This is a genomic window from Brevundimonas sp. G8 (genome assembly GCF_902506205.1).
GTDB lineage: Bacteria > Pseudomonadota > Alphaproteobacteria > Caulobacterales > Caulobacteraceae > Brevundimonas.
Window position 1 is genome coordinate 3,208,173 of sequence record NZ_LR732816.1, and the last position, 19,720, is coordinate 3,227,892.

The 19,720-nt window shown below is 66.1% G+C and carries 19 protein-coding genes; 4 read left to right on the forward strand and 15 right to left on the reverse strand.

Annotation, left to right across the window (positions count from 1 at the left end):
- Positions 1-114: 114 nt before the first annotated feature.
- From CHRYSEO8AT_RS16260 to lipA, 4 genes are read right to left on the reverse strand one after another with little or no spacing between them, the layout of a single operon-like run.
- Complete coding sequence (locus CHRYSEO8AT_RS16260; RefSeq protein ID WP_159851457.1) at positions 115-666, reverse strand: sugar O-acetyltransferase; 552 nt, start codon at positions 664-666, stop codon at positions 115-117.
- Complete coding sequence (locus CHRYSEO8AT_RS15580; protein ID WP_159851458.1) at positions 663-1,778, reverse strand: NAD(P)/FAD-dependent oxidoreductase; 1,116 nt, start codon at positions 1,776-1,778, stop codon at positions 663-665. The genes CHRYSEO8AT_RS16260 and CHRYSEO8AT_RS15580 overlap by 4 nt, the downstream gene beginning before the upstream one ends.
- On the reverse strand, positions 1,775-2,227 hold the full coding sequence (locus CHRYSEO8AT_RS15585; RefSeq protein ID WP_159851459.1) for a type II toxin-antitoxin system RatA family toxin: 453 nt from the start codon (positions 2,225-2,227) through the stop codon (positions 1,775-1,777). Before CHRYSEO8AT_RS15585 ends, CHRYSEO8AT_RS15580 begins: the two co-directional genes overlap by 4 nt.
- Before the next feature lie 7 nt (positions 2,228-2,234).
- A complete protein-coding gene (gene lipA / locus CHRYSEO8AT_RS15590; protein ID WP_159851460.1) occupies positions 2,235-3,197 on the reverse strand; it encodes a lipoyl synthase in 963 nt (320 codons plus the stop codon).
- A gap of 183 nt (positions 3,198-3,380) precedes the next feature.
- Between lipA and CHRYSEO8AT_RS15595 the strand changes: the two genes are divergently transcribed.
- A complete protein-coding gene (locus CHRYSEO8AT_RS15595) occupies positions 3,381-4,934 on the forward strand; it encodes an AMP-binding protein (protein WP_159851461.1) in 1,554 nt (517 codons plus the stop codon).
- Here CHRYSEO8AT_RS15595 and ygiD read toward each other — a convergent pair whose 3' ends face one another.
- From ygiD to CHRYSEO8AT_RS15615, 4 genes are all read right to left on the reverse strand, one after another.
- On the reverse strand, positions 4,935-5,693 hold the full coding sequence (gene ygiD / locus CHRYSEO8AT_RS15600; RefSeq protein WP_159851462.1) for a 4,5-DOPA dioxygenase extradiol: 759 nt from the start codon (positions 5,691-5,693) through the stop codon (positions 4,935-4,937).
- A 4-nt stretch (positions 5,694-5,697) separates the two neighbouring features.
- Positions 5,698-6,300: an NAD(P)H:quinone oxidoreductase gene (wrbA, locus tag CHRYSEO8AT_RS15605; protein ID WP_159851463.1), complete on the reverse strand. Its 603-nt coding sequence runs from the start codon at positions 6,298-6,300 to the stop codon at positions 5,698-5,700.
- 95 nt (positions 6,301-6,395) lie between these two features.
- Positions 6,396-6,854 (reverse strand): hypothetical protein, encoded by a 459-nt coding sequence (locus tag CHRYSEO8AT_RS15610; protein WP_236547577.1) that lies wholly within the window; start codon positions 6,852-6,854, stop codon positions 6,396-6,398.
- Positions 6,830-7,687, reverse strand: a complete 858-nt coding sequence (locus CHRYSEO8AT_RS15615) for a D-alanyl-D-alanine carboxypeptidase family protein (RefSeq protein ID WP_159851464.1) — start codon at positions 7,685-7,687, stop codon at positions 6,830-6,832. Before CHRYSEO8AT_RS15615 ends, CHRYSEO8AT_RS15610 begins: the two co-directional genes overlap by 25 nt.
- A gap of 105 nt (positions 7,688-7,792) precedes the next feature.
- Between CHRYSEO8AT_RS15615 and CHRYSEO8AT_RS15620 the strand changes: the two genes are divergently transcribed.
- The 3 genes from CHRYSEO8AT_RS15620 to CHRYSEO8AT_RS15630 are packed head-to-tail and all read left to right on the forward strand — an operon-like array spanning position 7,793 to position 10,610.
- Positions 7,793-9,154, forward strand: a complete 1,362-nt coding sequence (locus tag CHRYSEO8AT_RS15620) for an MFS transporter (protein WP_159851465.1) — start codon at positions 7,793-7,795, stop codon at positions 9,152-9,154.
- Positions 9,151-9,945, forward strand: coding sequence for a nucleoside triphosphate pyrophosphohydrolase (gene mazG / locus CHRYSEO8AT_RS15625; RefSeq protein WP_159851466.1), 795 nt, complete (start codon positions 9,151-9,153; stop codon positions 9,943-9,945). Before CHRYSEO8AT_RS15620 ends, mazG begins: the two co-directional genes overlap by 4 nt.
- A gap of 8 nt (positions 9,946-9,953) precedes the next feature.
- Positions 9,954-10,610 carry an HAD family phosphatase gene (locus CHRYSEO8AT_RS15630; protein WP_159851467.1) on the forward strand — a complete coding sequence of 219 codons (657 nt, stop codon included), beginning with the start codon at positions 9,954-9,956 and terminating at the stop codon, positions 10,608-10,610.
- 3 nt (positions 10,611-10,613) lie between these two features.
- Here the strand turns inward: CHRYSEO8AT_RS15630 and CHRYSEO8AT_RS15635 are convergent, their stop codons facing one another.
- The 7 genes from CHRYSEO8AT_RS15635 to dusB all read right to left on the reverse strand — a co-directional run bounded on the left by CHRYSEO8AT_RS15635 (position 10,614) and on the right by dusB (position 19,687).
- Positions 10,614-12,251 carry a Na+/H+ antiporter gene (locus CHRYSEO8AT_RS15635; RefSeq protein ID WP_159851468.1) on the reverse strand — a complete coding sequence of 546 codons (1,638 nt, stop codon included), beginning with the start codon at positions 12,249-12,251 and terminating at the stop codon, positions 10,614-10,616.
- A gap of 6 nt (positions 12,252-12,257) precedes the next feature.
- Positions 12,258-13,568 (reverse strand): GTPase HflX, encoded by a 1,311-nt coding sequence (gene hflX / locus CHRYSEO8AT_RS15640; protein WP_159851469.1) that lies wholly within the window; start codon positions 13,566-13,568, stop codon positions 12,258-12,260.
- A 171-nt stretch (positions 13,569-13,739) separates the two neighbouring features.
- Positions 13,740-13,985 carry an RNA chaperone Hfq gene (hfq, locus tag CHRYSEO8AT_RS15645; RefSeq protein ID WP_003164861.1) on the reverse strand — a complete coding sequence of 82 codons (246 nt, stop codon included), beginning with the start codon at positions 13,983-13,985 and terminating at the stop codon, positions 13,740-13,742.
- Positions 13,986-14,088: 103 nt separating this feature from the next.
- Positions 14,089-14,949, reverse strand: coding sequence for a D-amino-acid transaminase (locus CHRYSEO8AT_RS15650; RefSeq protein WP_159851470.1), 861 nt, complete (start codon positions 14,947-14,949; stop codon positions 14,089-14,091).
- The gene (locus CHRYSEO8AT_RS15655) at positions 14,949-16,355 is read right to left on the reverse strand and encodes a sigma-54 dependent transcriptional regulator (protein ID WP_159851471.1); all 1,407 of its coding nucleotides are present in this window, start codon (positions 16,353-16,355) and stop codon (positions 14,949-14,951) included. The genes CHRYSEO8AT_RS15650 and CHRYSEO8AT_RS15655 overlap by 1 nt, the downstream gene beginning before the upstream one ends.
- A 9-nt stretch (positions 16,356-16,364) precedes the next feature.
- Positions 16,365-18,635, reverse strand: a complete 2,271-nt coding sequence (locus CHRYSEO8AT_RS15660) for a PAS domain-containing sensor histidine kinase (RefSeq protein ID WP_159851472.1) — start codon at positions 18,633-18,635, stop codon at positions 16,365-16,367.
- The gene (gene dusB, locus CHRYSEO8AT_RS15665) at positions 18,632-19,687 is read right to left on the reverse strand and encodes a tRNA dihydrouridine synthase DusB (RefSeq protein WP_201304459.1); all 1,056 of its coding nucleotides are present in this window, start codon (positions 19,685-19,687) and stop codon (positions 18,632-18,634) included. The genes CHRYSEO8AT_RS15660 and dusB overlap by 4 nt, the downstream gene beginning before the upstream one ends.
- Between the last annotated feature and the right edge of the window lie 33 nt (positions 19,688-19,720).

Sequence of the window (19,720 nt, forward strand, 5' to 3'; positions counted from 1 at the left end):
GGGCGCCGCCCAGAGCCGAAGCCTGATCAAGCGCGAAAACAATAGCGGCGGCCCAAACAGAGCCGCCACGCGAGGCGCGGCTTATGCATGAACCTTACGAGGATTTCAAGGCGTTTAAGCAGGCGTCAGGCGACGGACGATCTTGGCCGGATTGCCGACCACCACGACATCGGACGGCACATCCTTGGTCACCACGGCGCCAGCGCCGATCACCGACCGGTCGCCGACGGTGACGCCGGCCAGAACGATGGCGCCGCCGCCGATCCAGACGTCGTCGCCGATGACGATGGGCCGCGCCGTCTCCTCGCCGCGCCTCGCGACGGCGTCCAGCGGATGTTCGGGCGTCAGAAGCTGCACCCCAGGCCCGGCCTGGAAGTTGTCGCCGATGCGGATTTCGGCGCAATCCAGAAACACGCAATTGGCGTTCGCAAAGGCCCGCGCACCCATGTGGATATTGACGCCGTAGTCGCAGAAGAAGCCGGGCATGATCACCGCCTTGCCGTCGGCGGCGTTCACCAGCTCGTTGACCAGTGCCCCGCGCCTGTCGCGATCCGGCTCGGCATTGATGGCGACGGTCAGGCCGACCGCGCGGGCGCGACCGTCGCGCAGATCGGGATCGCCTGGGTCATAGGGTAGCCCAGCCAGCATCTTCTCGCGTTCGGTCATGCGGTCTCCGTCAGGGCGGCGGCTACGGCCTCGCCGATGGCCAGGGAGCTGGTCAGGCCGGGGCTCTCGATGCCGAACAGCGCCATCAGGCCGTCGATGCTGTGATGCTCGCGTCCGTGCAGCTGAAAGTCCGGTTGCGACTCACCCGGCCCATGCAGCTTTGGCCGGATGCCGGCATAGTCGGGCGTCAGGGCGCCGTCGGGCAGGCTCGGCCAGAAGCGGCGAATATAGGTGGTGAAATCCTCCGCCTTGGCCGGATCGACCGAATAGTCCTCGGTCTCGACATAGGCCAGATCGGGGCCGAACACGGCCTGCCCGCCCAGGTCTTTGCGGTAATGGGTGCCCAGCGCGCCGGGTAAGGGCGGCGGATAGATCAGCCGGTCGAACGGCGCCTTGCCGACCAGCCGGAAATAAACGCCCTTGCCGAAATGACCGGCGGGAATGTCGCTGGCGGGATAGCCGACGATGGTCGCCGCCACGGTTTGCGCCGACAGGCCGGGCGCCGTGACCAGCAGGCGACTGGTGACCTGCATCGCCCCCTCCCCGCCGACACGAACGCTTAAGCCGCCGCCCGGCAGCGGTTCGGCGCCTTCGAACGGGGCCGAGACCACGACCGATCCGCCCGCGTCCTCGATCTCACCCTGCAGGGCCAGCATATAGCCGTGGCTGTCGAACAGGCCGCTCTCGGGCGACAGGATGGCGGCATGAGCATTCAGTTCGGGCTCCAGCGCCCGCGCCTGGGCGCCGGTCAGATGCTCCAGCCCTTCGACTCCGTTCGCCGTCGCCTGTTCGAAGATGGCCTCGATCCGCTCGACCTCGGCCTCTTGCGTGGCCACGACCAGTTTGCCGCATTTTCGATAATCGATCTTGCGGCTGGCCAGGAAGTCATAGAGGGCGCGCCGCCCCTCAACGCACAAGCGGGCCTTCAGCGATCCGGTCGGATAATAGAGACCGCCGTGGATGACCTCGGAATTGCGCGACGAGACGCCCTGGCCGATGTGGCGTTCCTTCTCCAGCACCAGCACCGTCAGGCCCCGTTTCGACAACGCCCGACCGCAGGCCAGGCCCACAGCCCCGGCCCCCACGACGGTCGCGTCGAAATCGAAACTCATGGCCTGGAGTATCTCCGCTTCGCCTCGGCCTCGAAACAGCCGATCAGTTTTTCCACCGCCCGGTCGAAGTTGGCCGACAGCATCAGGTCCAGCATCTTCGATTTGAAGGCGAAGTCGATCATGAACTCCAGCCGCGCGCCATCGGGATGCGGAAAGAACTCCCACCGGTTGTTCAGATGCTTGAACGGCCCGCGCAGCAGGCCGACCTCGACCTTGGGCGCGTTCCGGTCATGCCGGACCCAGGTGGAGAACCGCTCCTTCAGGAAGGAGAAGCCGACCCCGGCCTCAGCGTCCAGCACGGTGACGCCCTCGCCTTCGGCCCGTTCGTTCCACACCCGCATCGACGTGACCCAGGGCACGAAGTCGGGATAGGCGCGCACGTCTGCAACCAGATCGGCAAGCTGTTCGGGCGCATACGGAAGGATGCGCGTGACGCGGTGGACGGACATACGGAACTTAGCGACGCAGTTGGGCCTCGCGCGCCGCCTTCAGCCGGGCGAAATCGTCGCCGGCGTGGTGCGACGAACGCGTGAGCGGTGACGAGGACACCATAAGGAAGCCCTTGGCCCGGGCGATCGCCTCATAGGCCTTGAACTCTTCCGGCGTGACGAAACGGTCGATGGCGGCGTGCTTGCGCGTCGGCTGCAGATACTGGCCGATGGTGATGAAATCGACGCCGGCGGACCGCATGTCGTCCATTACCTGCATGACCTCTTCCTTGGTCTCGCCCAGTCCGACCATGATGCCCGACTTGGTGAACTGTTCCGGGTCGCGCTCCTTGACCATCTGCAGCAGGCGTAAGCTGTGGAAGTATCGGGCGCCCGGCCGGATCTTCAGATACAGGCGCGGAACGGTTTCGAGGTTGTGGTTGAAGACGTCCGGTTTGGCGTCGATCATCACTGCCGCGGCCCCATCCTTGCGCAGGAAGTCGGGCGTCAAAATCTCGATGGTGGTGCCCGGCGCCTGGATGCGGATCTGGCGCACCACCTCGGCGAAGTGGGCCGCGCCGCCGTCCGACACGTCGTCGCGGTCGACCGAGGTGATCACCACGTGGTTCAGACCCATCTGCTGGACCGCCAGACCGACCTTGCCGGCCTCTTCCGGATCCAGGGGCTGAGGCAGGCCGGTCTTGACGTTGCAGAAGGCGCAGGCCCGCGTGCAGGTGTCGCCCATGATCATCAGGGTGGCGTGCTTCTGGCTCCAGCACTCGCCGATGTTCGGGCAGGCCGCCTCTTCGCAGACCGTCACCAGCCCCTTGGAGCGGACGATCTCCTTGGTGGCGTTATATTGGCCCGAACCGGGCGCCCTGACGCGCAGCCAGTCGGGTTTTTTCAGAACGACCGACTCGGGCCGGTTCTGTTTTTCTGGGTGACGCAGCTCGGAAGGCTTGCGCTGAAGGGTGTCGATCAGGGTGACCATTCCCGGTATTTCGGACTTTGAGGGCCTTAAGGCAAGGCACACCGGGTAACAGACTTGTCGCAGGCGTTATCGCGCCTCGGAACTCACGCGACGTTACGCATCTTTTCAAGATGACGCGGCGTCATTAATGACAGACGCCCGAACAACAGAGAGGGTCGTCCGCGCCCTCCGTAGGAGACGCGCTTGCGCCAGGCCCTGGATTCCTCGCTTTACGACTCGTCCCTGATCGACGCCCTGATCGATGCGCGGGCGCGGTTCGGCGACAAGGAAATCCTGGAGGACCAGGATCGCCATCCGCTCAGCTACACCGGCCTGATCCGCGCCGCCTTCGTGCTGGGTCGCAAGATCGCCCACATGACCGATCTGGGCGAGCGAGTCGCCATCCTGCTGCCCTCGTCGATGGGCGTGGTCGTCACCTTCTTTGGTTTGCACGCCCACGGCCGTGTGCCGGTGATGCTGAACTTCACCGCCGGCGAGGCCAATCTGAAGGCGGCCATCAAGGCCTCGGGCGTCAAGAAGGTGCTGACCGCCAAACGTTTCATCGACCAGGCCAAGCTGGAGGACCTGATCGTCGAGCTGATGACCGTCGCCGAAGTCGTATGGCTGGACGACGTTCGCAAGACCATCGGTCTGGCCGACAAGCTGTACGGCCTCGCCGCTGGCGCCGCGCCCAAACGGTTCCGCGTCAAGACGGACCCGGATGCGCCGGGCGTCGTCCTGTTCACATCCGGCAGTTTCGGCACGCCCAAGGGCGTGGTGCTGAGCCAGCGCAACCTGGTCGCCAACGCGCGTCAGGTGGCTGCCCATATCGACCTGTTGCCGGAATGGGTGATGTTCAATCCCCTGCCGACCTTCCACTGTTTCGGCCTGACCGGCGGTGTTATCTTGCCGCTGCTGCAAGGGCTGAAGGCGTTCCAGTATCCGTCGCCGCTGCACGCCAAACAGATCACCGACCTGTTGCCCCAGGTGAACGCCTCGATCCTGTTCGCGACCGACACCTTCCTGAACCAGTACGGTCGCGTCGCCGAGCCGAACGACTTCTCGACGCTGAAGTTCGTGGTCGCCGGCGCCGAGAAGGTGCGCGAGGAAACCCGTACCCTGTTCAACACCAAATTCGGCGGCGTCGAACTGCTCGAAGGCTACGGCGCGACAGAGGCTTCGCCCGTCATCGCGGTCAACCACCCCGACCGCAACGCGCCCGGCACGGTGGGTCAGGTCCTGCCCGGCATCGACTGGAAGCTTGAGCCGGTCGAGGGCATCGACGCGGGCGGCCGGCTGATGCTGCGCGGCCCCAACGTCATGAGCGGCTATGTCACCTCGGCCGAGCCATTGGCCTGGGATCCCATCGGCGACGACTGGCTGGACACCGGCGACATCGTCGATGTCGATGACGACGGCTATGTCACCATCCGCGGCCGCGCCAAGCGGTTCGCCAAGATCGGCGGCGAGATGGTGTCCCTGACCGCCGTCGAAGGCATCGCCGGCGCCGTCTGGCCGGACCAGCGCCACGCTGTCGTCTCGATCCCCGACAGCCGCAAGGGCGAGAAGCTGGTTCTGGTCACCGACCACGCCGAGGCCGAGGTCGCGCCTCTGGCCGAATGGGCCCGCACCAACGGCGCGCCCGAACTGATCGTGCCCAAGAAGATCGTCAAGGTCGCCGAGGTCCCGGTCCTGGGCACGGGCAAGACCGACTACGTCTCGATCCAGAAGATGGTCGAGGCCGAAAAAGCGGCTTGATCAGCCGATCCTGACGCCAGTCATCGAGATCGAGCCGCCGTCGATGCGATCGTTGAAGAAGCTGACCGCTTCGCCCGGATCCTGCTGAGCGGCGATATAGAGCACGGGCAGATAGTGTTCGTCGGTCGGCACGCTCATCTGGGCGTCCTCGGCCAGGTCTACCCATTCGATTAGCGCGTCGTGGTCGCCCCGTTCGAACGCCCTCTTCACCGCGTCGTTGAACTCGGTCGCCCAAGCATAGGGTTCGGCGCCGTCCTCGCGTTTCCAAGTCCGCAGATTGTGGACGAAGTCGCCCGAGCCGGCGATGACCATCCCTTCATCCCGCAGCGGCTTCAGCGCCTTGGCCAGATCGTAATGCTGGCGCGCCGTCAGTTCGCGGTTCAGCGACAGTTGCACCACCGGCACGTCAGCTTTAGGCCAGACGTGAACCAGCACCGACCAGGTCCCGTGATCCAGTCCCCATTGCTGGGTCTGGACCGCACCGGTCAGTTCCGCCACCCGAGCCGCCAGTTCGGGCGAGCCGGGCGCGGGATATTGCATCTCGTGAAGTTCGCGCGGGAAGTTTCCGAAATCATGGATGGTTTCGGGACGGGCCTGCGCGGTGACGCCCAGCCCGCGCGTCTCCCAGTGGGCGGAGATCATCACCACCCCCTTGGGCTTGCCGATGGCCTCGCCCAGCGCGCGCCAGGCAGCCCCATAGGGACCGCCAAGCGCGTTCATGGGCGAACCGTGACCGAAGAAGACGGCGGGCTGGCGCATCGGATCAGCCGTGCAGCTTCTTCGCCAATTCGGCGATATGCTTGCCCTGGAACCTGGCGCCGCCCAGTTCGATCTCGCTGGGCCGACGTGAACCGTCGCCGCCCGTGATCGTCGTCGCGCCATAGGGTGAACCGCCCTCGACCGAGTCCAGCGTCATCATGGCCTGGTACGAATACGGCAGGCCCACCACCGGCATGCCGTGGTGCATGAAGAAGTTGTGCAGGCCCTGGAAGGTGGTTTCTTGGCCGCCGTGCTGGGTCGCCGTGGCGGTGAAGGCGCCGCCGATCTTGCCGATCAGGGTGCCGCTGAACCACAGGCCGCCGGCCTGGTCCAGGAAGGCGCGCATCTGCGACGCGGCCGAGCCGAAGCGGGTGCCTGCGCCGATGATGACGGCGTCATATTCCTTCAGGTCGTCGATCTTGGCGATCGGCGCCTTCTGGTCCAGCTTGTAGTGCGAGGCCTTGGCCAGGTCTTCCGGCACGGTTTCCGGCACGCGCTTGATGTCCACCACCGCGCCTTCGACCTCGCGCGCGCCCTCGGCGACCGCTTCAGCCATGGTTTCGATGTGGCCATAGGTGGAGTGATAGAGGACGAGGATTTTTGGCATGGGGAGGCTCCGTTGAATGACCGGCCGTAATTCGCAACAACGACCGTTGCTAACTTGGCGTGTCAGTTCTGCTCATGCAAGCCCCCCGTCGGATTTCAACGCACGAAAGGACAGACCGCGTCATAGAAGGCGTCGCTGCCCGGCGCCCTCCCCCCGCGCATCCGATGAAAGCGATGCTCCATCACCATGGCCTGCTGCTCAATGTTCAAAGAATCCCAGCGACAGTCTGGGTCGGCTGAATAGGCATAGGCGGCCGCATCGTCTCCCGCCTTCAGCTTGGCGAACAGCAGGTTCACCCCCTGCTGCGCCTGCCAGACATGGGTCAGCTCATGCACGAGCACGCCCTGCATATGCAGCGAGGCCGAGGCGAAATCCCCGGCCATCGCCTTGTGCGGCCAGACGATCCAGTCACGCCCGAACCAGCGCCCGGCGACGAAGGCGCGCCGGAACGGCCAGCCGATCAACCGCACGGTCTCAAGCTGCAAGGCCGCCCCGAACGCCTCGCGTGCCAGGGCCGCCTCACCCGCGGTCAGGGCGCGAACGAAGGATCCCACGGCCGTACATACTCCCAGTGCCAGGGCTCATAAACGTAAGGCGTAAACCCGAACCGCCCGGCGTTCGCCACCAGCCAACGATAGGTCGCCGTCCGCGCCATATGTTCGCGGCTGGCCGGCGAGGTCGAATCGACGCCCTGCCCCGGCGCTTGGCCGACATAGAGATCGACCGCCGTCCCGGTCCTGTGCGGCGAACAGACGGCGCGGCGCAGCCCGTCGCAATTTCCCTGCTGGGCGCAGCGCGCCGCATCCGCCTCCGGGTCGCGGAAGCCGGAAAAGATTTGCAACAGCTCGGGATTGGCCGCGACCTCGGGAATCTCGGCGCGCGCGGCAGCGACCAGCCGGCGATAGGCGTCCAGCACATCACGGCGCAGCAACCGCGTCAGCCGGTCGGCATGTTCCTCCTCGGCGACCAGATAGCCCAGCTGATTGATCGGGGGCGGCTCGGGACAGGCCCCGCCGACCCGCGCCATCACGAACGGCCGCCGCTCCTGCCATAGCCCCCTGAACACCTGAAACGTCGCGGCGTCGAACAGGCCGGTGGGCGCCAGGCCGTAGGTCTGCTGAAACCCCGCCAGTTGCGACGCGAAGACCGGCGTGCCGGGGCCGCAGGCCGTATGCAGTTCCTGCTGGATCAGCGGCAGATAGGCCTGCCACCCCCACTCCGCCGCCCCGAACGGCGCCCATTCCATCCCATAGGCCGAGGCCGCATTCGCCAGTGCCTGCGCCTGCCAGCCGTCGGCATTGGTGTGGCAGGGGCCGGCCGCACGCGCACCAACGGCGAAAGCCAGGGCGAAGCACAGGGACAGAAACGCAAGAAGACTTCGCCACATGGCGCACAGGAAGCCCCAAGCCGGTCGATCTCACAAGTGCATGCTTCGCCGATCACTGGCATGGTGGCGTGCGGCCGACTCGCGCCGCGCCTTTCGGACCGACGCATGCCCACCGCCGCGCCGACCGCCCCCCGCCGCTCCAATGCGGTGCTCGCCGCCTTTTCCGGCCCCTGCCTGCCGCTGGCGGCCTTCGGCGTCGCCCTGCCCGTCACCCTACCGGAGTTCTACGCCACCCATGTGGGGCTGGAGCTGGGCGTCGTCGCCGCCGTCTTCATGGCCGTGCGCCTGATCGACATCGTCTTCGACCCCTTCATCGGCTGGGGCATGGACAAGACCAAGACCCGGTTCGGCCGCTATCGTCCGTGGATGGCGCTGTCGACGCCGATCCTGATGCTGTCGGCCTTCATGATGTTCGTGGTGGTCCAGCCGGGCGCCGGGCCCGCCTATCTGTTCGGTTGGCTGCTTGTTCTCTATCTCGGCTTCTCGATCGGCACCCTGGGTCAGCTCGGCTGGGCCGCCGTGCTCGCCCCCCAGTATGACCAGCGCAGCCGCGTCTATGGCTGGTGGCAGGTTTTCAACATCATCGGCGTGATCCTGATCCTGGTCCTGCCGACCGTGGTGGTCCAGACGGGCATCGGCACCTACGCCGACGGCGTGCGTATCATGGGCTGGGCCATCCTGATCGCCCTGCCCCTGACCATCGGCCTGGCCATGGTCGCCGTGCCCGAGCCGGTCAATGCGGGCGAGCAGCCCCACGGGGGGCTGAGCGCCTATCTGGCCCTGTTGAAGATGCCCACGGTCAGGAAGCTGCTGATCGCCGATCTGCTGCTGGGCGTCGCTCCCGGCATCACCGGCTCGCTGCTGTTCTTCTTCTTTGGCCAGATCAAGGGCTACGACCACAGCCAGGCCGGCCTCTTCATGCTGTTCTATTTCGTCGCCGGCCTGTGCGGCGCGCCCATCTGGGCCTGGCTGGCCACGCGGATCGGCAAGGATAAGGCCCTGGCCGTAGCCAGTCTGATCTTCGCCGCCCTCTATATCGCTGCGACCCTGGTCCCCGGCGGCAACTTCGCCCTGACGGCAGGCGCCATGTTCATCGCCGGCCTGCCCTATGCCGCCGGCCTGTTCCTGCTTCGCGCCATGATGGCCGACGCTGGCGACGAGGTGCGTCTGGAGACCGGCGTGGACCGCACCGGTCTGATGTTCTCCATCCTGTCGGCGACGACCAAGATCGGCCATGTCGTGGCCCTGATCCCCTACCTGATTTTGCAATGGGTGGGCTTCAAGGCGATCCCGGAGGCAGGCGGAAACAGCGACTTCTCCCTGCTGACGCTCCAGATCCTGTTCATCCTGGTCCCCGGCCTGCTTCTGGCCGCCGCCGCCTGGGTGCTGAAGGGTTATCCCCTGACGCCGAAACGTCACGACGAGATCCGTCTCGCCCTGGAAGCCCGCGACGGAGCCCGCACTTGAGGCCCATCGACCGTCTGCTCGGCGTCATGGAGCGGCTGCGTGATCCCAATGGCGGCTGTCCGTGGGACGTGGAGCAGACCTTCGCCACCATCGCCCCCTATACGATCGAAGAGGCCTACGAGGTCGCCGACGCCATCGAGCGCAACGACCTGAACGAGCTGAAGGGCGAGCTGGGCGACCTGCTGTTCCAGGTCGTCTTCCACGCCCGCATGGCCGAGGAACAGGGGCTGTTTGCCTTCGACGACGTGGTCACGGCCATTTCCGACAAGCTGGAACGTCGCCACCCCCACGTCTTCGGCGACGAAGCCCAGCGCTCGTCAAAGGAACAAATCGTCGCCTGGGAAGCCATCAAGGCCACCGAGCGGAAAGACCGCAAGAAACCCGGCGTCCTGGACGACGTCCCCGTCGGCCTGCCCGCCCTGACCCGCGCCGCCAAGCTGACGAAACGCGCCGGCCGCGTCGGCTTCGACTGGCCCTCGACCGACGAGGTGTTCGACAAGCTGGCCGAAGAGGTCGCGGAACTGCGCGTCGAGATCGCCGCCGGCGACATGACCAAGGCGCGCGAGGAACTGGGCGATCTGCTGTTCGTCGTCGCCAACCTGGCCCGCAAGCTGGACGTCGAGCCCGAGGATGCGCTTCGCGCCACCAACGCCAAATTCGTACGCCGCTTCGGTTTCATCGAGGCGGAACTGGCCAAGGACGGTCGCACACCCGACCAGTCCACGCTGGAAGAGATGGACCGCCTCTGGGACGCCGCAAAGGTCGCCGAGAAGGCCGCTCCCAAAGCCTGAGCCGCCGCATGACCTACGACCTGATCATCTTCGACTACGACGGCGTGGTCGCCGACAGCGAGGTGCTGAACAGCACTGTCATGGCCGAGCAACTGACCGCCATCGGCCTGCCGACCAGCCTGGACGACGTGCTGGCCGCCTATACAGGCAAGCGCTGGCGTGACAACCGGCCTGTGGTCGAGGCCGCCCTGGGCCGTCCCTGCCCCGAGGATTTCCACACCACTTGGTTCGCGACGTGCCGCGAACGCGCGCCGCTTCAACTTCAACCCGTGCCCGGCGTTATCGACTTCGTCGCCTCGCGGACCGAGGCGCGCTGCATCGCCTCGTCCAGCGGCCCCGACTGGATCGGCGTCGGCCTGGACCTGTTCGGCCTCACCGACCATTTCGACGGTTCGGTCTTCACCGGCCTGGTGGTCGAGCGGGGCAAGCCCCACCCCGACATCTTCCTGCACGCAGCCAAGACGATGGGCGTCGATCCGTCCCGCGTTCTGGTCATCGAAGACAGTGAGGCGGGCGTCACCGCCGGCGTCGCAGCAGGCATGACCGTCGTCGGCCTGACCGCAGGCGGTCACATCCGCAAAGGCCACGCCGAACGGCTTACCGCCCGCGGCGCCCACCACATCGCCGACAGCTACGAGGCGGTCGCCGCCTTCATGGATCGCTGACCGTTACAGATACCGCAGCTCCTGCAGGTCCACCTCGCGGATCATCCGCCGCGCGGTGACCTCGTCGATCTGCCTGGCCCGCGCCATCCGGCCCAGTTCGTCACGCTCGGCGGCCAGGCCAGCCAGCCACAGGCGGCGTTCCACATCGTCGATCTTGCGCGACAGGACCGCGTCGTCCTCGTCCGTGCGCGTGTGCGTCTCGATGCGCTGGCGATAGACTTCCATGATCCGGCTGGCGATGTCGGAATAGAGGTCAGGGTTCGGCTTGCCCTCGGCCATGGCGTGCGACACGTCTTCGATGGCCCGCAGGGCGGCCGAGGCGGCGGCGACACGGCCGCGGTCCTCCTCGCGCTCGTGCGACGGCTCGGGCGGCAACTCCACGCCTTTCAACAGACGTGGCAGGGCGAAGGTGGCGACCAGCAGCGACACGATGATCACCCCCGCCGCCAGGAAGATCGCCAGGCTGCGCGACGGCATCGGCGATCCATCCGCCAGGACGAACGGCAAGGTCAGAATACCGGCCAGGGTGATCGCGCCCCGCACCCCCGCCAACGACATCACCATCGTCAAACGCAAGCCGACCTTGGCAGGCGGCCCGCGATGACGGCGACGAAACAGCGTCAGCTTCAGCGAGGTCCAGACCCAGATGAACCGCAATGCCGCCAAGGCCCCCACGATGCCGAAGACATAGACCGCCAACCACCACACCTCGGGTCGGCTGGTGCCCGCCACCACCTCGGCCGCGCGCGACATGATCGATGGCATCTGTTCGCCCAGGATCACGAAGATGATGCCGTTGGCGACGAACTGCACCGTGTCCCACACCACGCTGCGCCGGATCCGCGTCATCGCCATCGACTGTCCGCCGAGCGTGCCGCGTTCGGTAAAGCTCATGGTGACGCCCGCCGCCACCGCCGCCAGGATACCCGAGCCATGCAGTTCTTCCGCAACCAGATAGGCGGCGAACGGGATCAGCAGGCTGACCAGGATCTGCGCCCCCACATCCTCGCCCCACCGTCGGCTGACGAAGGCCTTGGCGTAGCTGATGGCCATAGTCACCAAGACGCCGGTCGCGACGCCCGCCACGGCCAGCCAGGCGAATGTCCCGATGGCGCTGCCGATCGAAAAGGCGCCGGTCGTCGCCGCGATCACGGCGATCCGCATGCAGGTCAGGCCCGTGGCGTCGTTCAGCAACGATTCGCCTTCCAGAATATGCATCAGCCGCTTGGGGATTTGTGCGCGCGAGGCGATGGCCTGAACCGCGATGGGGTCGGTGGGCGACAGGATGGCGGCCAGGGCGAAGGCCACCGGCAGCGGCATCTCAGGGATCATCCACCAGATCATGAAGCCGAGGCCGATGACGGTGAACAGCACCAGCCCCAAGGCCAGTTCCAGGATCACCGCCCGGTCGCGGAACAGGTCTTCCTTGGGAATACGCCAACCGTCGAGGAACAGCAGCGGCGGCAGGAACAAAAGGAAGAAGATGTCCGGTTCAAGATCGACCGTGGATCCGGTGATCAGCACGATCGCCGCCCCCAGCCCGATCTGCACCAGCGGCAGGGCGATACGCGTGATCCGCGCGATGGAACCCGACACCACCACGGCTAAAAGCAGAAGCAGAACGGTTTCGATCAGATGCATGTGAACTCAGTCGGCCAGATCAGGATACAGGCGTTCGAATCGCCCGAGCGCCGCAGGATGAAGCCGGACCGTGACGTGAGTACGGCCAAGCTCGTCCGTCTCGCGCAGGGTGATCCGGCCATGCTCGTACAGCCAGGCCAGCGCCTCGCCCTGTTCAGGGGGCAGCGTCAGACGGGTCTCCGGATCGTCGTCGATAAGACCAGCGATGATCTGGCGCAGGGGTTCGATCCCCTCGCCTGTCCAGGCCGAGACGGCGACCGCTTCACCCTCCTTTGACAGACGTTCGGCCTGCCCAAGAACCGCCTCGCGCGCCTCGTCATCCAGCAGGTCGATCTTGTTCCAGACCTCCAGCACCCGACGGGTCTTGCCCTCAGGCGTCTCGATCTGTTTCAGCACCGCCTCGACATCCTTGGACTGGGCGTCGCTGTCAGCCGAGGCGATGTCGCGGACGTGAAGGATCAGGTCGGCCTCGCCGACCTCTTCCAGGGTGGCGCGGAAGCTCTCGACCAGTTCGTGCGGCAGGTCGGAGATGAAGCCGACGGTGTCCGCGACGATCGCCGGGCGCCCCTGCGGCAGGCGTATTGTGCGTTGGGTCGTGTCCAGCGTCGCGAACAGCAGGTCCTTGGCGAAAACCTCGGAACCCGTCAGCCGGTTGAATAGCGTCGACTTACCCGCATTGGTGTAGCCGACCAGAGCGATGGTCGGGAACGGGGCCTTCTGACGCTGTTTCCTGTGCAGACCGCGGGTGCGGCGCACATCCTCCAACTCGGCCTTCAGCTTGACGATCCGGTCGGCGATCAGTCGACGGTCCAGCTCGATCTGGGTTTCGCCGGGGCCGCCGGTCGAGCCGGTGCCGCCGCGTTGCCGCTCAAGGTGGGTCCAGGTTCGCACCAACCGCGACTTCTCATAGTCGAGCCGCGCCAGCTCGACTTGCAACCGGCCCTCCTTGGTGCGCGCGCGGCGACCGAAGATTTCCAGGATCAGGCCGGTGCGGTCGATGACCTTCACCTCCCATTCCTTCTCCAGATTGCGTTGTTGCACCGGCGTCAGGGCGTCGTCGATGATGACAGCCTCGGCATCGGCCGCGCGGACTAGGGCGGCCAACTCCTCGACCTTGCCCGTTCCGAACAGAGTGGCAGGCGTGGTCCCACGAAGCCGCACGATCTCTTCGGCGCGCACGTCAAGGTCCAGCGCGCGGGCGAGGCCCACGGCTTCCTCAAGGCGCTCGCTCGCCAGCCGAGGGCCGTCCGAGCGTCGGTCGGGATGGATGACGACCGCCCGGATCAGCGGGACGGCGTGGTCGATAAGCTTGCTCAAATGGTCTCTGCTTTTGGGACCACCCCCGCCGTCACCCCCGGGCTTGACCCGAGGGTCGGAGGTTCCGCCGTCGGTGCGGTGGTCGTTGTTTCTACGCCCTATATAGGCGCTCGACAGTCTTTCCGCACCACACCCGGCCCTCGGGACAAGCCCGAGGGTTGACGCGATGCGTCAATCTTCTTCGGCGTCGGGCTCGTACAACTGCACGGGCGCGGACGGCATGATGGTGGAGATGGCGTGCTTGTACACCAACTGGGACTGGCCATCGCGGCGCAGCAACACACAGAAGTTGTCGAACCAAGTCACGATGCCTTGCAGCTTGACCCCATTGACCAGGAAGATGGTCAGCGGCGTCTTGGTCTTGCGGACCGAGTTGAGGAAGGTGTCCTGAAGGTTCTGACGTTTGTCTTGCGACATGGCAGGTTTTTCCTGTTCTTCGTTGTTCGTCGCCGATTGATCGGCGCGGGGCCAATGCGGCCAGCCGCGACCTTAACCGCCGCCTCCATGCTCGGGCAACGCCCTAAATGGCCTCTCTGCGCGCCTGTTCAAGATAGACCTCGCGCAGGCGCGTCGCGATCGGCCCAGGCTTGCCGTCGCCGATCTTCACGCCGTCCAGCGAAACCAGCGGCATGACAAAGGAACTGGCGGCGGTGACGAAGACCTCGCGCGCCCCCTTGGCCTCTTCGACCGAGAAGGGGCGCTCGTCCAGTTCGATGCCCTCGGCCTGGACCAGCTTCAGGATTGCCTCACGCGTGACGCCGCGCAGGATGTTGGCCTGCGTATCGCGCGTCCGCAGCCTGCCGTCCTGGTCCACGATCCAGGCGTTCGTGGATGATCCTTCGGTGATCAGCCCCATCTCGTCGTACATCAGGCACTCATAGGCGCCGCGTTCGCGCGCAGCCTGTTTGGCCAGCACGTTTGGCAGCAGACCCACCGTCTTGATGTCGCAACGGCCCCAGCGGATGTCGGGTCGGGTTACGCCGGCCGCCCCCTTGGTCGCCGTCGCCTCGCCCTTGGTCAGATCGAGCCTTTTGGCGGTCACGATGACGCTGGGCGCGATGTCCGCCGGAAAGGCATGATCGCGCGACGCCGTCCCGCGCGTGACCTGCAGATAGACCAGGCCGTCGCGGACCCGGTTGCGCCGGATTGTCTCGCGCAGAACCACGCCCAAAGATGCCGCGCTCATCGGGATTTCGATCTGAAGCGCGTTCAGGCTGCGGTGCAGCCTGGTCATATGGCCTTCGAAATCGACCAGTCTGCCGTCGAACACCGACCAGACCTCATAGACGCCGTCCGCGAACTGGAAGCCTCGGTCCTCGATATGCACCACGGCCTCGCCGTGCGCGCTGTAGGCGCCGTTCACATAGGCGACGCGCGACATCAGGCCGGTTCTTCCTCTTCACCGCCGCGCGCGGGCGAAACGCCCAGAGACTTGAGCTTTCTGTGCAGGGCCGACCGCTCCATGCCGATGAAGGCGGCGGTGCGTGAGATATTGCCCCCGAACCGCATGATCTGGGCAGCCAGATACTCGCGCTCGAACACCTCGCGCGCCTCTCTCAGAGGAAGCGCAATGGTGCGCTCGCCGCCCAGCGACGACGGTCCGCCGTTCGAGGTCGCCACCTCCTGCGGCAGCATGTCGGCCGTGATCGTCTCGGCCGGATCGCCGGTCGCCAGGATCAGCAGCCGTTCGATATTGTTGCGCAACTGACGGATATTGCCCGGCCACGGATGGACCTGAAGCACCGCCACCGCATCGTCGCCGATAATCCGCTTGGGCAGCCCCTGCGAGGCGCTTATCGTCTCGACGAAATACTCGACCAGTTCGGTGATGTCCTCGCGCCGTTCCGACAGGGCCGGCACGCGGATCGGCACCACATTCAGACGATGGAACAGGTCCTCGCGGAAACGACCCTCCGTGATCTCGGTCTTCAGATCGCGCGAGGTCGAGGTCACGACACGCACGTCCACCTGAACGTCCTGCTCGCCCCCGACGCGGCGGAACCGCTGATCGACCAGAACCCGCAGGATGCGGCTCTGGCTCTCGCGCGGCATGTCGCTGATCTCGTCCAGATAGAGCGTGCCGTTGTGGGCGCGTTCGAACACGCCGATCTTGCGCGGTCTCCCGTCCTGGCCCTCTTCGCCGAACAGTTCGACGTCCAGCCGTTCCGGCGTCATCCCGGCGGCCGAAATGGCGACGAACTCGGCGCGGGCGCGCGGACTGCCTTCGTGAATCTGGCGCGCCACCAGTTCCTTGCCCGACCCGGCAGGTCCCGCGATCAGGACGCGGCTGTTGGCTTGGGCCACTTTCGCGATGGTGCTGCGCAGCGCCTGCGCTGCCTGCGACCTGCCGATCAGGCCCGACGGCGTCATGGTCTGGACACGCAGCCGGCGGTTCTCACGCCTCAGGGTCGCCGCCTCGATGGCTCGCTCGACCACGACCACCAGCCGGTCTGACTTGAACGGCTTTTCGATGAAGTCATAGGCCCCGCGCTTCAGCGCCGTCACCGCCGTCTCGATATTGCCGTGCCCCGAGATCATCACCACCGGCAGGTCGGGATCCAGTTCCTTGACCACTTCCAGCAGTTCCAGCCCGTCCAGACCCCCGCCCTGCATCCAGATGTCCAGGATCGCCAGCGACGGCTTCCTGGCTCGAATGGCGGCCAAGGCCTCGTCGGAGTTGGCGGCGACGCGCACGGCGTGTCCCTCGTCCTCCAGCAGGCCGGACACCAGGTCGCGGATGTCGGCCTCGTCATCGACGACGAGAATGTCGGAACCGGTTGGTCGCATCTTGCCTCGCTATTCGGCGGCCAGGGTCTGGAGCTTACGCTCCGCACCGTCGCCGCTTTTGCCGTGGGGTTTCAGGGGGAAGATCATGCACACGCGCGCGCCGCGAAGCGTCAGGGCGTCCGCGAGCCTCAACTCGCCGCCGTGGTCCTCGCAAATGCGTTTGACGATGGCTAGGCCCAGGCCCGTGCCCTTCTCGCGCGTGGTGACATAGGGTTCGGTCAGACGGTCACGGTCGCGCGCAGGCAGGCCCACGCCGTCGTCCTCGACCACGAAGGTGGCGACGCCATTCTCGACGGTAAGGGAAACGATCACCCCCGCGTTGTCCGACGCCGCCGCCTCGCCCGCCGACAGCCGACGCGCCGCGACGGATTCACCGGCGTTCTTCAGGATGTTGATCAGCGCCTGCCCCACCATGCGGCCGTCGGCCTGCAAGGTCGCCTTGGGCAGCGGTTCGGTGATGTCCACGACGATGTCCGGCGCCGCAACGCGCTGGGCGAAGACCGCCTCGCGCAACATCTCGGCCGGGTTTTCAGGAGCGAAGCGTGGCGCCGGCATCCGCGCGAAGGACGAGAACTCGTCCACCATTCGGCCGATATCCCCCACTTGGCGGATGATGGTGTCGGTGCAGCGGTCGAAAATCTCGACGTCCTCGCCGATCCGCGAACGATATTTGCGCTTCAGCCGCTCGGCCGACAGCTGGATCGGCGTCAGCGGGTTCTTGATCTCGTGGGCGATGCGGCGGGCGACATCGCGCCAGGCCGCGTTTCTCTGAGCCGTCACCAGACGGGTGATGTCGTCGAAAGTCAGGACCATCTCGCCGCCCAGTCCACCCTCGATCCGGACGCGCAGACGGCGCGTATCCCCGCCGCGACTGACGTCGATGTCTTCCTCGATATGGGCTTCGGCCCGGCGCACTAGATCGCTGAGCTCCGGCGACAGAGCCGCCAGTTCGTGCCCCAGCACCTCGGCATCCTCGATATGCAGCAGTTGCATGGCGCTGTCGTTGATGGCCGACACCCGCCCGCGCTTGTCCAGACCGATGACGCCCGCGCTGACGCCGGACAGGACAGTCTCGATGAAACGGCTCCGGTCGTGCGCCTCGTCGCTGGCTGCCTTCAGCGCCGCCTGCTGGGCCTGAAGATCACCGGTCATGCGGTTAAACGCGTCCGACAGGGTGGCGATTTCTGCCGGTGCGCCGTCGCTGTCCACCCGCGCGGTGAAGTCGCCACCCGCGACCTGCCCCGCCGCCCTGACCAGCCGCCCAATGGGCGCCGAGATACTGCTCGCCGCCGACATCCCCAGCCAAACCGCGCCGACGAGCACCAACAGCGCCGTCTCCAGATAGCTAAGGATGAAGGCTGACTGGATCCGCGCCCGGCTCTCCTCAGCTTCGCGATAACTCTCGATCGACTGTGCCGCCGAGCGCATCTGAGCCACGAGACCGGGCGCCAATGGGCGCACCACATAAAGGTAGGCGTCGCCATATCCCGGCAGCGGATAAAGGGCGCGAACAGTATCGGGGTGTTCGGTGACCTTGACGGGAGCTTCCTCCCCTTCTGCGGCAATCTCCAGCGCGGACAGAGGAGGAGCGATATAGGGCGGCGCGTCAGGGAGTTCGCCGGTCGCCAAGACCTCACCCTTGCTATTCAGGATGTAAACGGCCGGATAACCGAAAAACTCAGCAATTTGGGTCAGGGCACCTGTGAATTGGATGCGGTTGTCGAACACTTGGCGAGCGCCACCCAACTCAATGGTCATGGTGCGAAGGTCGCGCGTCATGTCAGAACTGACATCCGCGATATAGGCTCTGCCGATTGATGCGCCGTTGTCGACGGAAGCACTAACGTTGGCGCTGAACCACTGATCCACACCTCGGTTGACCAGCACCCCGAACACCAGCGCGATCAGCACCGATGGTATCAGCGCCACCATTGAGAACAGGGCCACGAAGCGCAGGTGCAGGCGCGACCCCGCCTCTTCCTTGCTGCGCGCCAGGGTCAGAACACGCCGGCCGACGATGAAGGCCAGGCCCGAGATCAGGATCAGATTGCCGACCAGCACGAACAACGCGATCTGGCTGCTCGATCCGCGCGCGGCGCCCGATGTGGCGCCTGGCGCAACGGCCACCAGCCAGATGGCCGCCGCCGTGATCGCCACCGCCAGGAAATAGGCCAGGCCGAACCCGGTCCGCGCCCGCTCCGTATCGACCCACCCCCAGAACGACGTGTCATCCGACGAGAGGTCGGGCGGAGAGGTCGTCGCTGAAGGCGTATCCGTCATGCCACAGCAGTCTCCAACACCTGTGGCGCATTTTCAACAGCGGACTTGCGGCTTTGTGGCAAATTCGGCCGCCAGAGGTCCTGCATGGCCACCTCGACTGCCTGCGGCTCGTCCAGTCGGCAAATTCTTGCCTTGGCCTCACGCCGGTGTTGCGGATCGGCCGGCCAGGGCGCCTGCTCGATGTACCAACCGAGGTGCTTGCGGAACATCTTCAGCCCTAGCGGCAGGCCATAGAATTGGACCGACGCCCGCAGGTGCTCGATCACGATGGACAGCCGTTCGTCTGGTCCGGGCTCTTCGAGAGACACGCCGTCGATCAGCGCCCGCTCCAGATGCGCCGCCAGCCACGGCCGGCCATAGACGCCGCGCCCCAGCATCAGCCCGTCCGCGCCCGATCGCGCCAGCGCCTCGCGCGCCTCGTCGGCCGTGATGATATCGCCGTTGACGATGACGGGAATGCCCACCGCCGCCTTGACCGCGCCGACCGCATCCCAATCCGCCTGGCCGGTATAGAACTGCTTGCGTGTGCGGCCGTGTACGGTCACCGCCTTGACGCCGATCGCCTCGGCGCGCCGGGCCAGTTCGGCGGCGTTCTTGCTGTCGTCGTCCCAGCCCAGCCGCATCTTGACCGTCACCGGCCGGCTTGTCGCCTGAACCGCCGCCTCCATGATCCGGCAGGCCAGATCGGGCGTCCGCATGAGGGCCGACCCTGCCGCCGAGCCCGTGACCTCCTTGGCGGGACAGCCGAAGTTCAGATCGACGATGTCCGCCCCGGCCTTTTCAGCCATGCGCGCGCCTTCGCCCATCTGTTCAGGATCGCGCCCGACCAGCTGGATCACCGTCAGCGGCAGGCCTGCCCCCACGGCCGCACGCCGCACCACGTCGGGCCGCGCCCGCGCCAATTCCTTGGCCGCCACCATCTCGGTCGCGACATAGGCGGCGCCCAGCCGCGAGGCGAGCACGCGGAACGGCAGGTCCGTGATCCCGGTCATCGGCGCCATCAGCACCTGGCCGTGCACGGTCACGTCGCCGATCTGTAGGGTCTTGGCCATAGGCGTCTTTCGCAGCATCCCAGGCCACTTCGT

Excerpts from the sequence above, each read along its gene's own strand:
- CHRYSEO8AT_RS16260 (WP_159851457.1), bottom strand. The coding sequence starts at position 666 with ATGACCGAACGCGAGAAGATGCTGGCTGGGCTACCCTATGACCCAGGC.
- CHRYSEO8AT_RS15580 (WP_159851458.1), bottom strand. The coding sequence starts at position 1,778 with ATGAGTTTCGATTTCGACGCGACCGTCGTGGGGGCCGGGGCTGTGGGC.
- CHRYSEO8AT_RS15585 (WP_159851459.1), bottom strand. The coding sequence starts at position 2,227 with ATGTCCGTCCACCGCGTCACGCGCATCCTTCCGTATGCGCCCGAACAG.
- lipA (WP_159851460.1), bottom strand. The coding sequence starts at position 3,197 with ATGGTCACCCTGATCGACACCCTTCAGCGCAAGCCTTCCGAGCTGCGT.
- ygiD (WP_159851462.1), bottom strand. The coding sequence starts at position 5,693 with ATGCGCCAGCCCGCCGTCTTCTTCGGTCACGGTTCGCCCATGAACGCG.
- wrbA (WP_159851463.1), bottom strand. The coding sequence starts at position 6,300 with ATGCCAAAAATCCTCGTCCTCTATCACTCCACCTATGGCCACATCGAA.
- CHRYSEO8AT_RS15615 (WP_159851464.1), bottom strand. The coding sequence starts at position 7,687 with ATGTGGCGAAGTCTTCTTGCGTTTCTGTCCCTGTGCTTCGCCCTGGCT.
- CHRYSEO8AT_RS15620 (WP_159851465.1), top strand. The coding sequence starts at position 7,793 with ATGCCCACCGCCGCGCCGACCGCCCCCCGCCGCTCCAATGCGGTGCTC.
- CHRYSEO8AT_RS15630 (WP_159851467.1), top strand. The coding sequence starts at position 9,954 with ATGACCTACGACCTGATCATCTTCGACTACGACGGCGTGGTCGCCGAC.
- CHRYSEO8AT_RS15635 (WP_159851468.1), bottom strand. The coding sequence starts at position 12,251 with ATGCATCTGATCGAAACCGTTCTGCTTCTGCTTTTAGCCGTGGTGGTG.
- hfq (WP_003164861.1), bottom strand. The coding sequence starts at position 13,985 with ATGTCGCAAGACAAACGTCAGAACCTTCAGGACACCTTCCTCAACTCG.
- CHRYSEO8AT_RS15650 (WP_159851470.1), bottom strand. The coding sequence starts at position 14,949 with ATGTCGCGCGTCGCCTATGTGAACGGCGCCTACAGCGCGCACGGCGAG.
- CHRYSEO8AT_RS15655 (WP_159851471.1), bottom strand. The coding sequence starts at position 16,355 with ATGCGACCAACCGGTTCCGACATTCTCGTCGTCGATGACGAGGCCGAC.
- CHRYSEO8AT_RS15660 (WP_159851472.1), bottom strand. The coding sequence starts at position 18,635 with ATGACGGATACGCCTTCAGCGACGACCTCTCCGCCCGACCTCTCGTCG.
- dusB (WP_201304459.1), bottom strand. The coding sequence starts at position 19,687 with ATGGCCAAGACCCTACAGATCGGCGACGTGACCGTGCACGGCCAGGTG.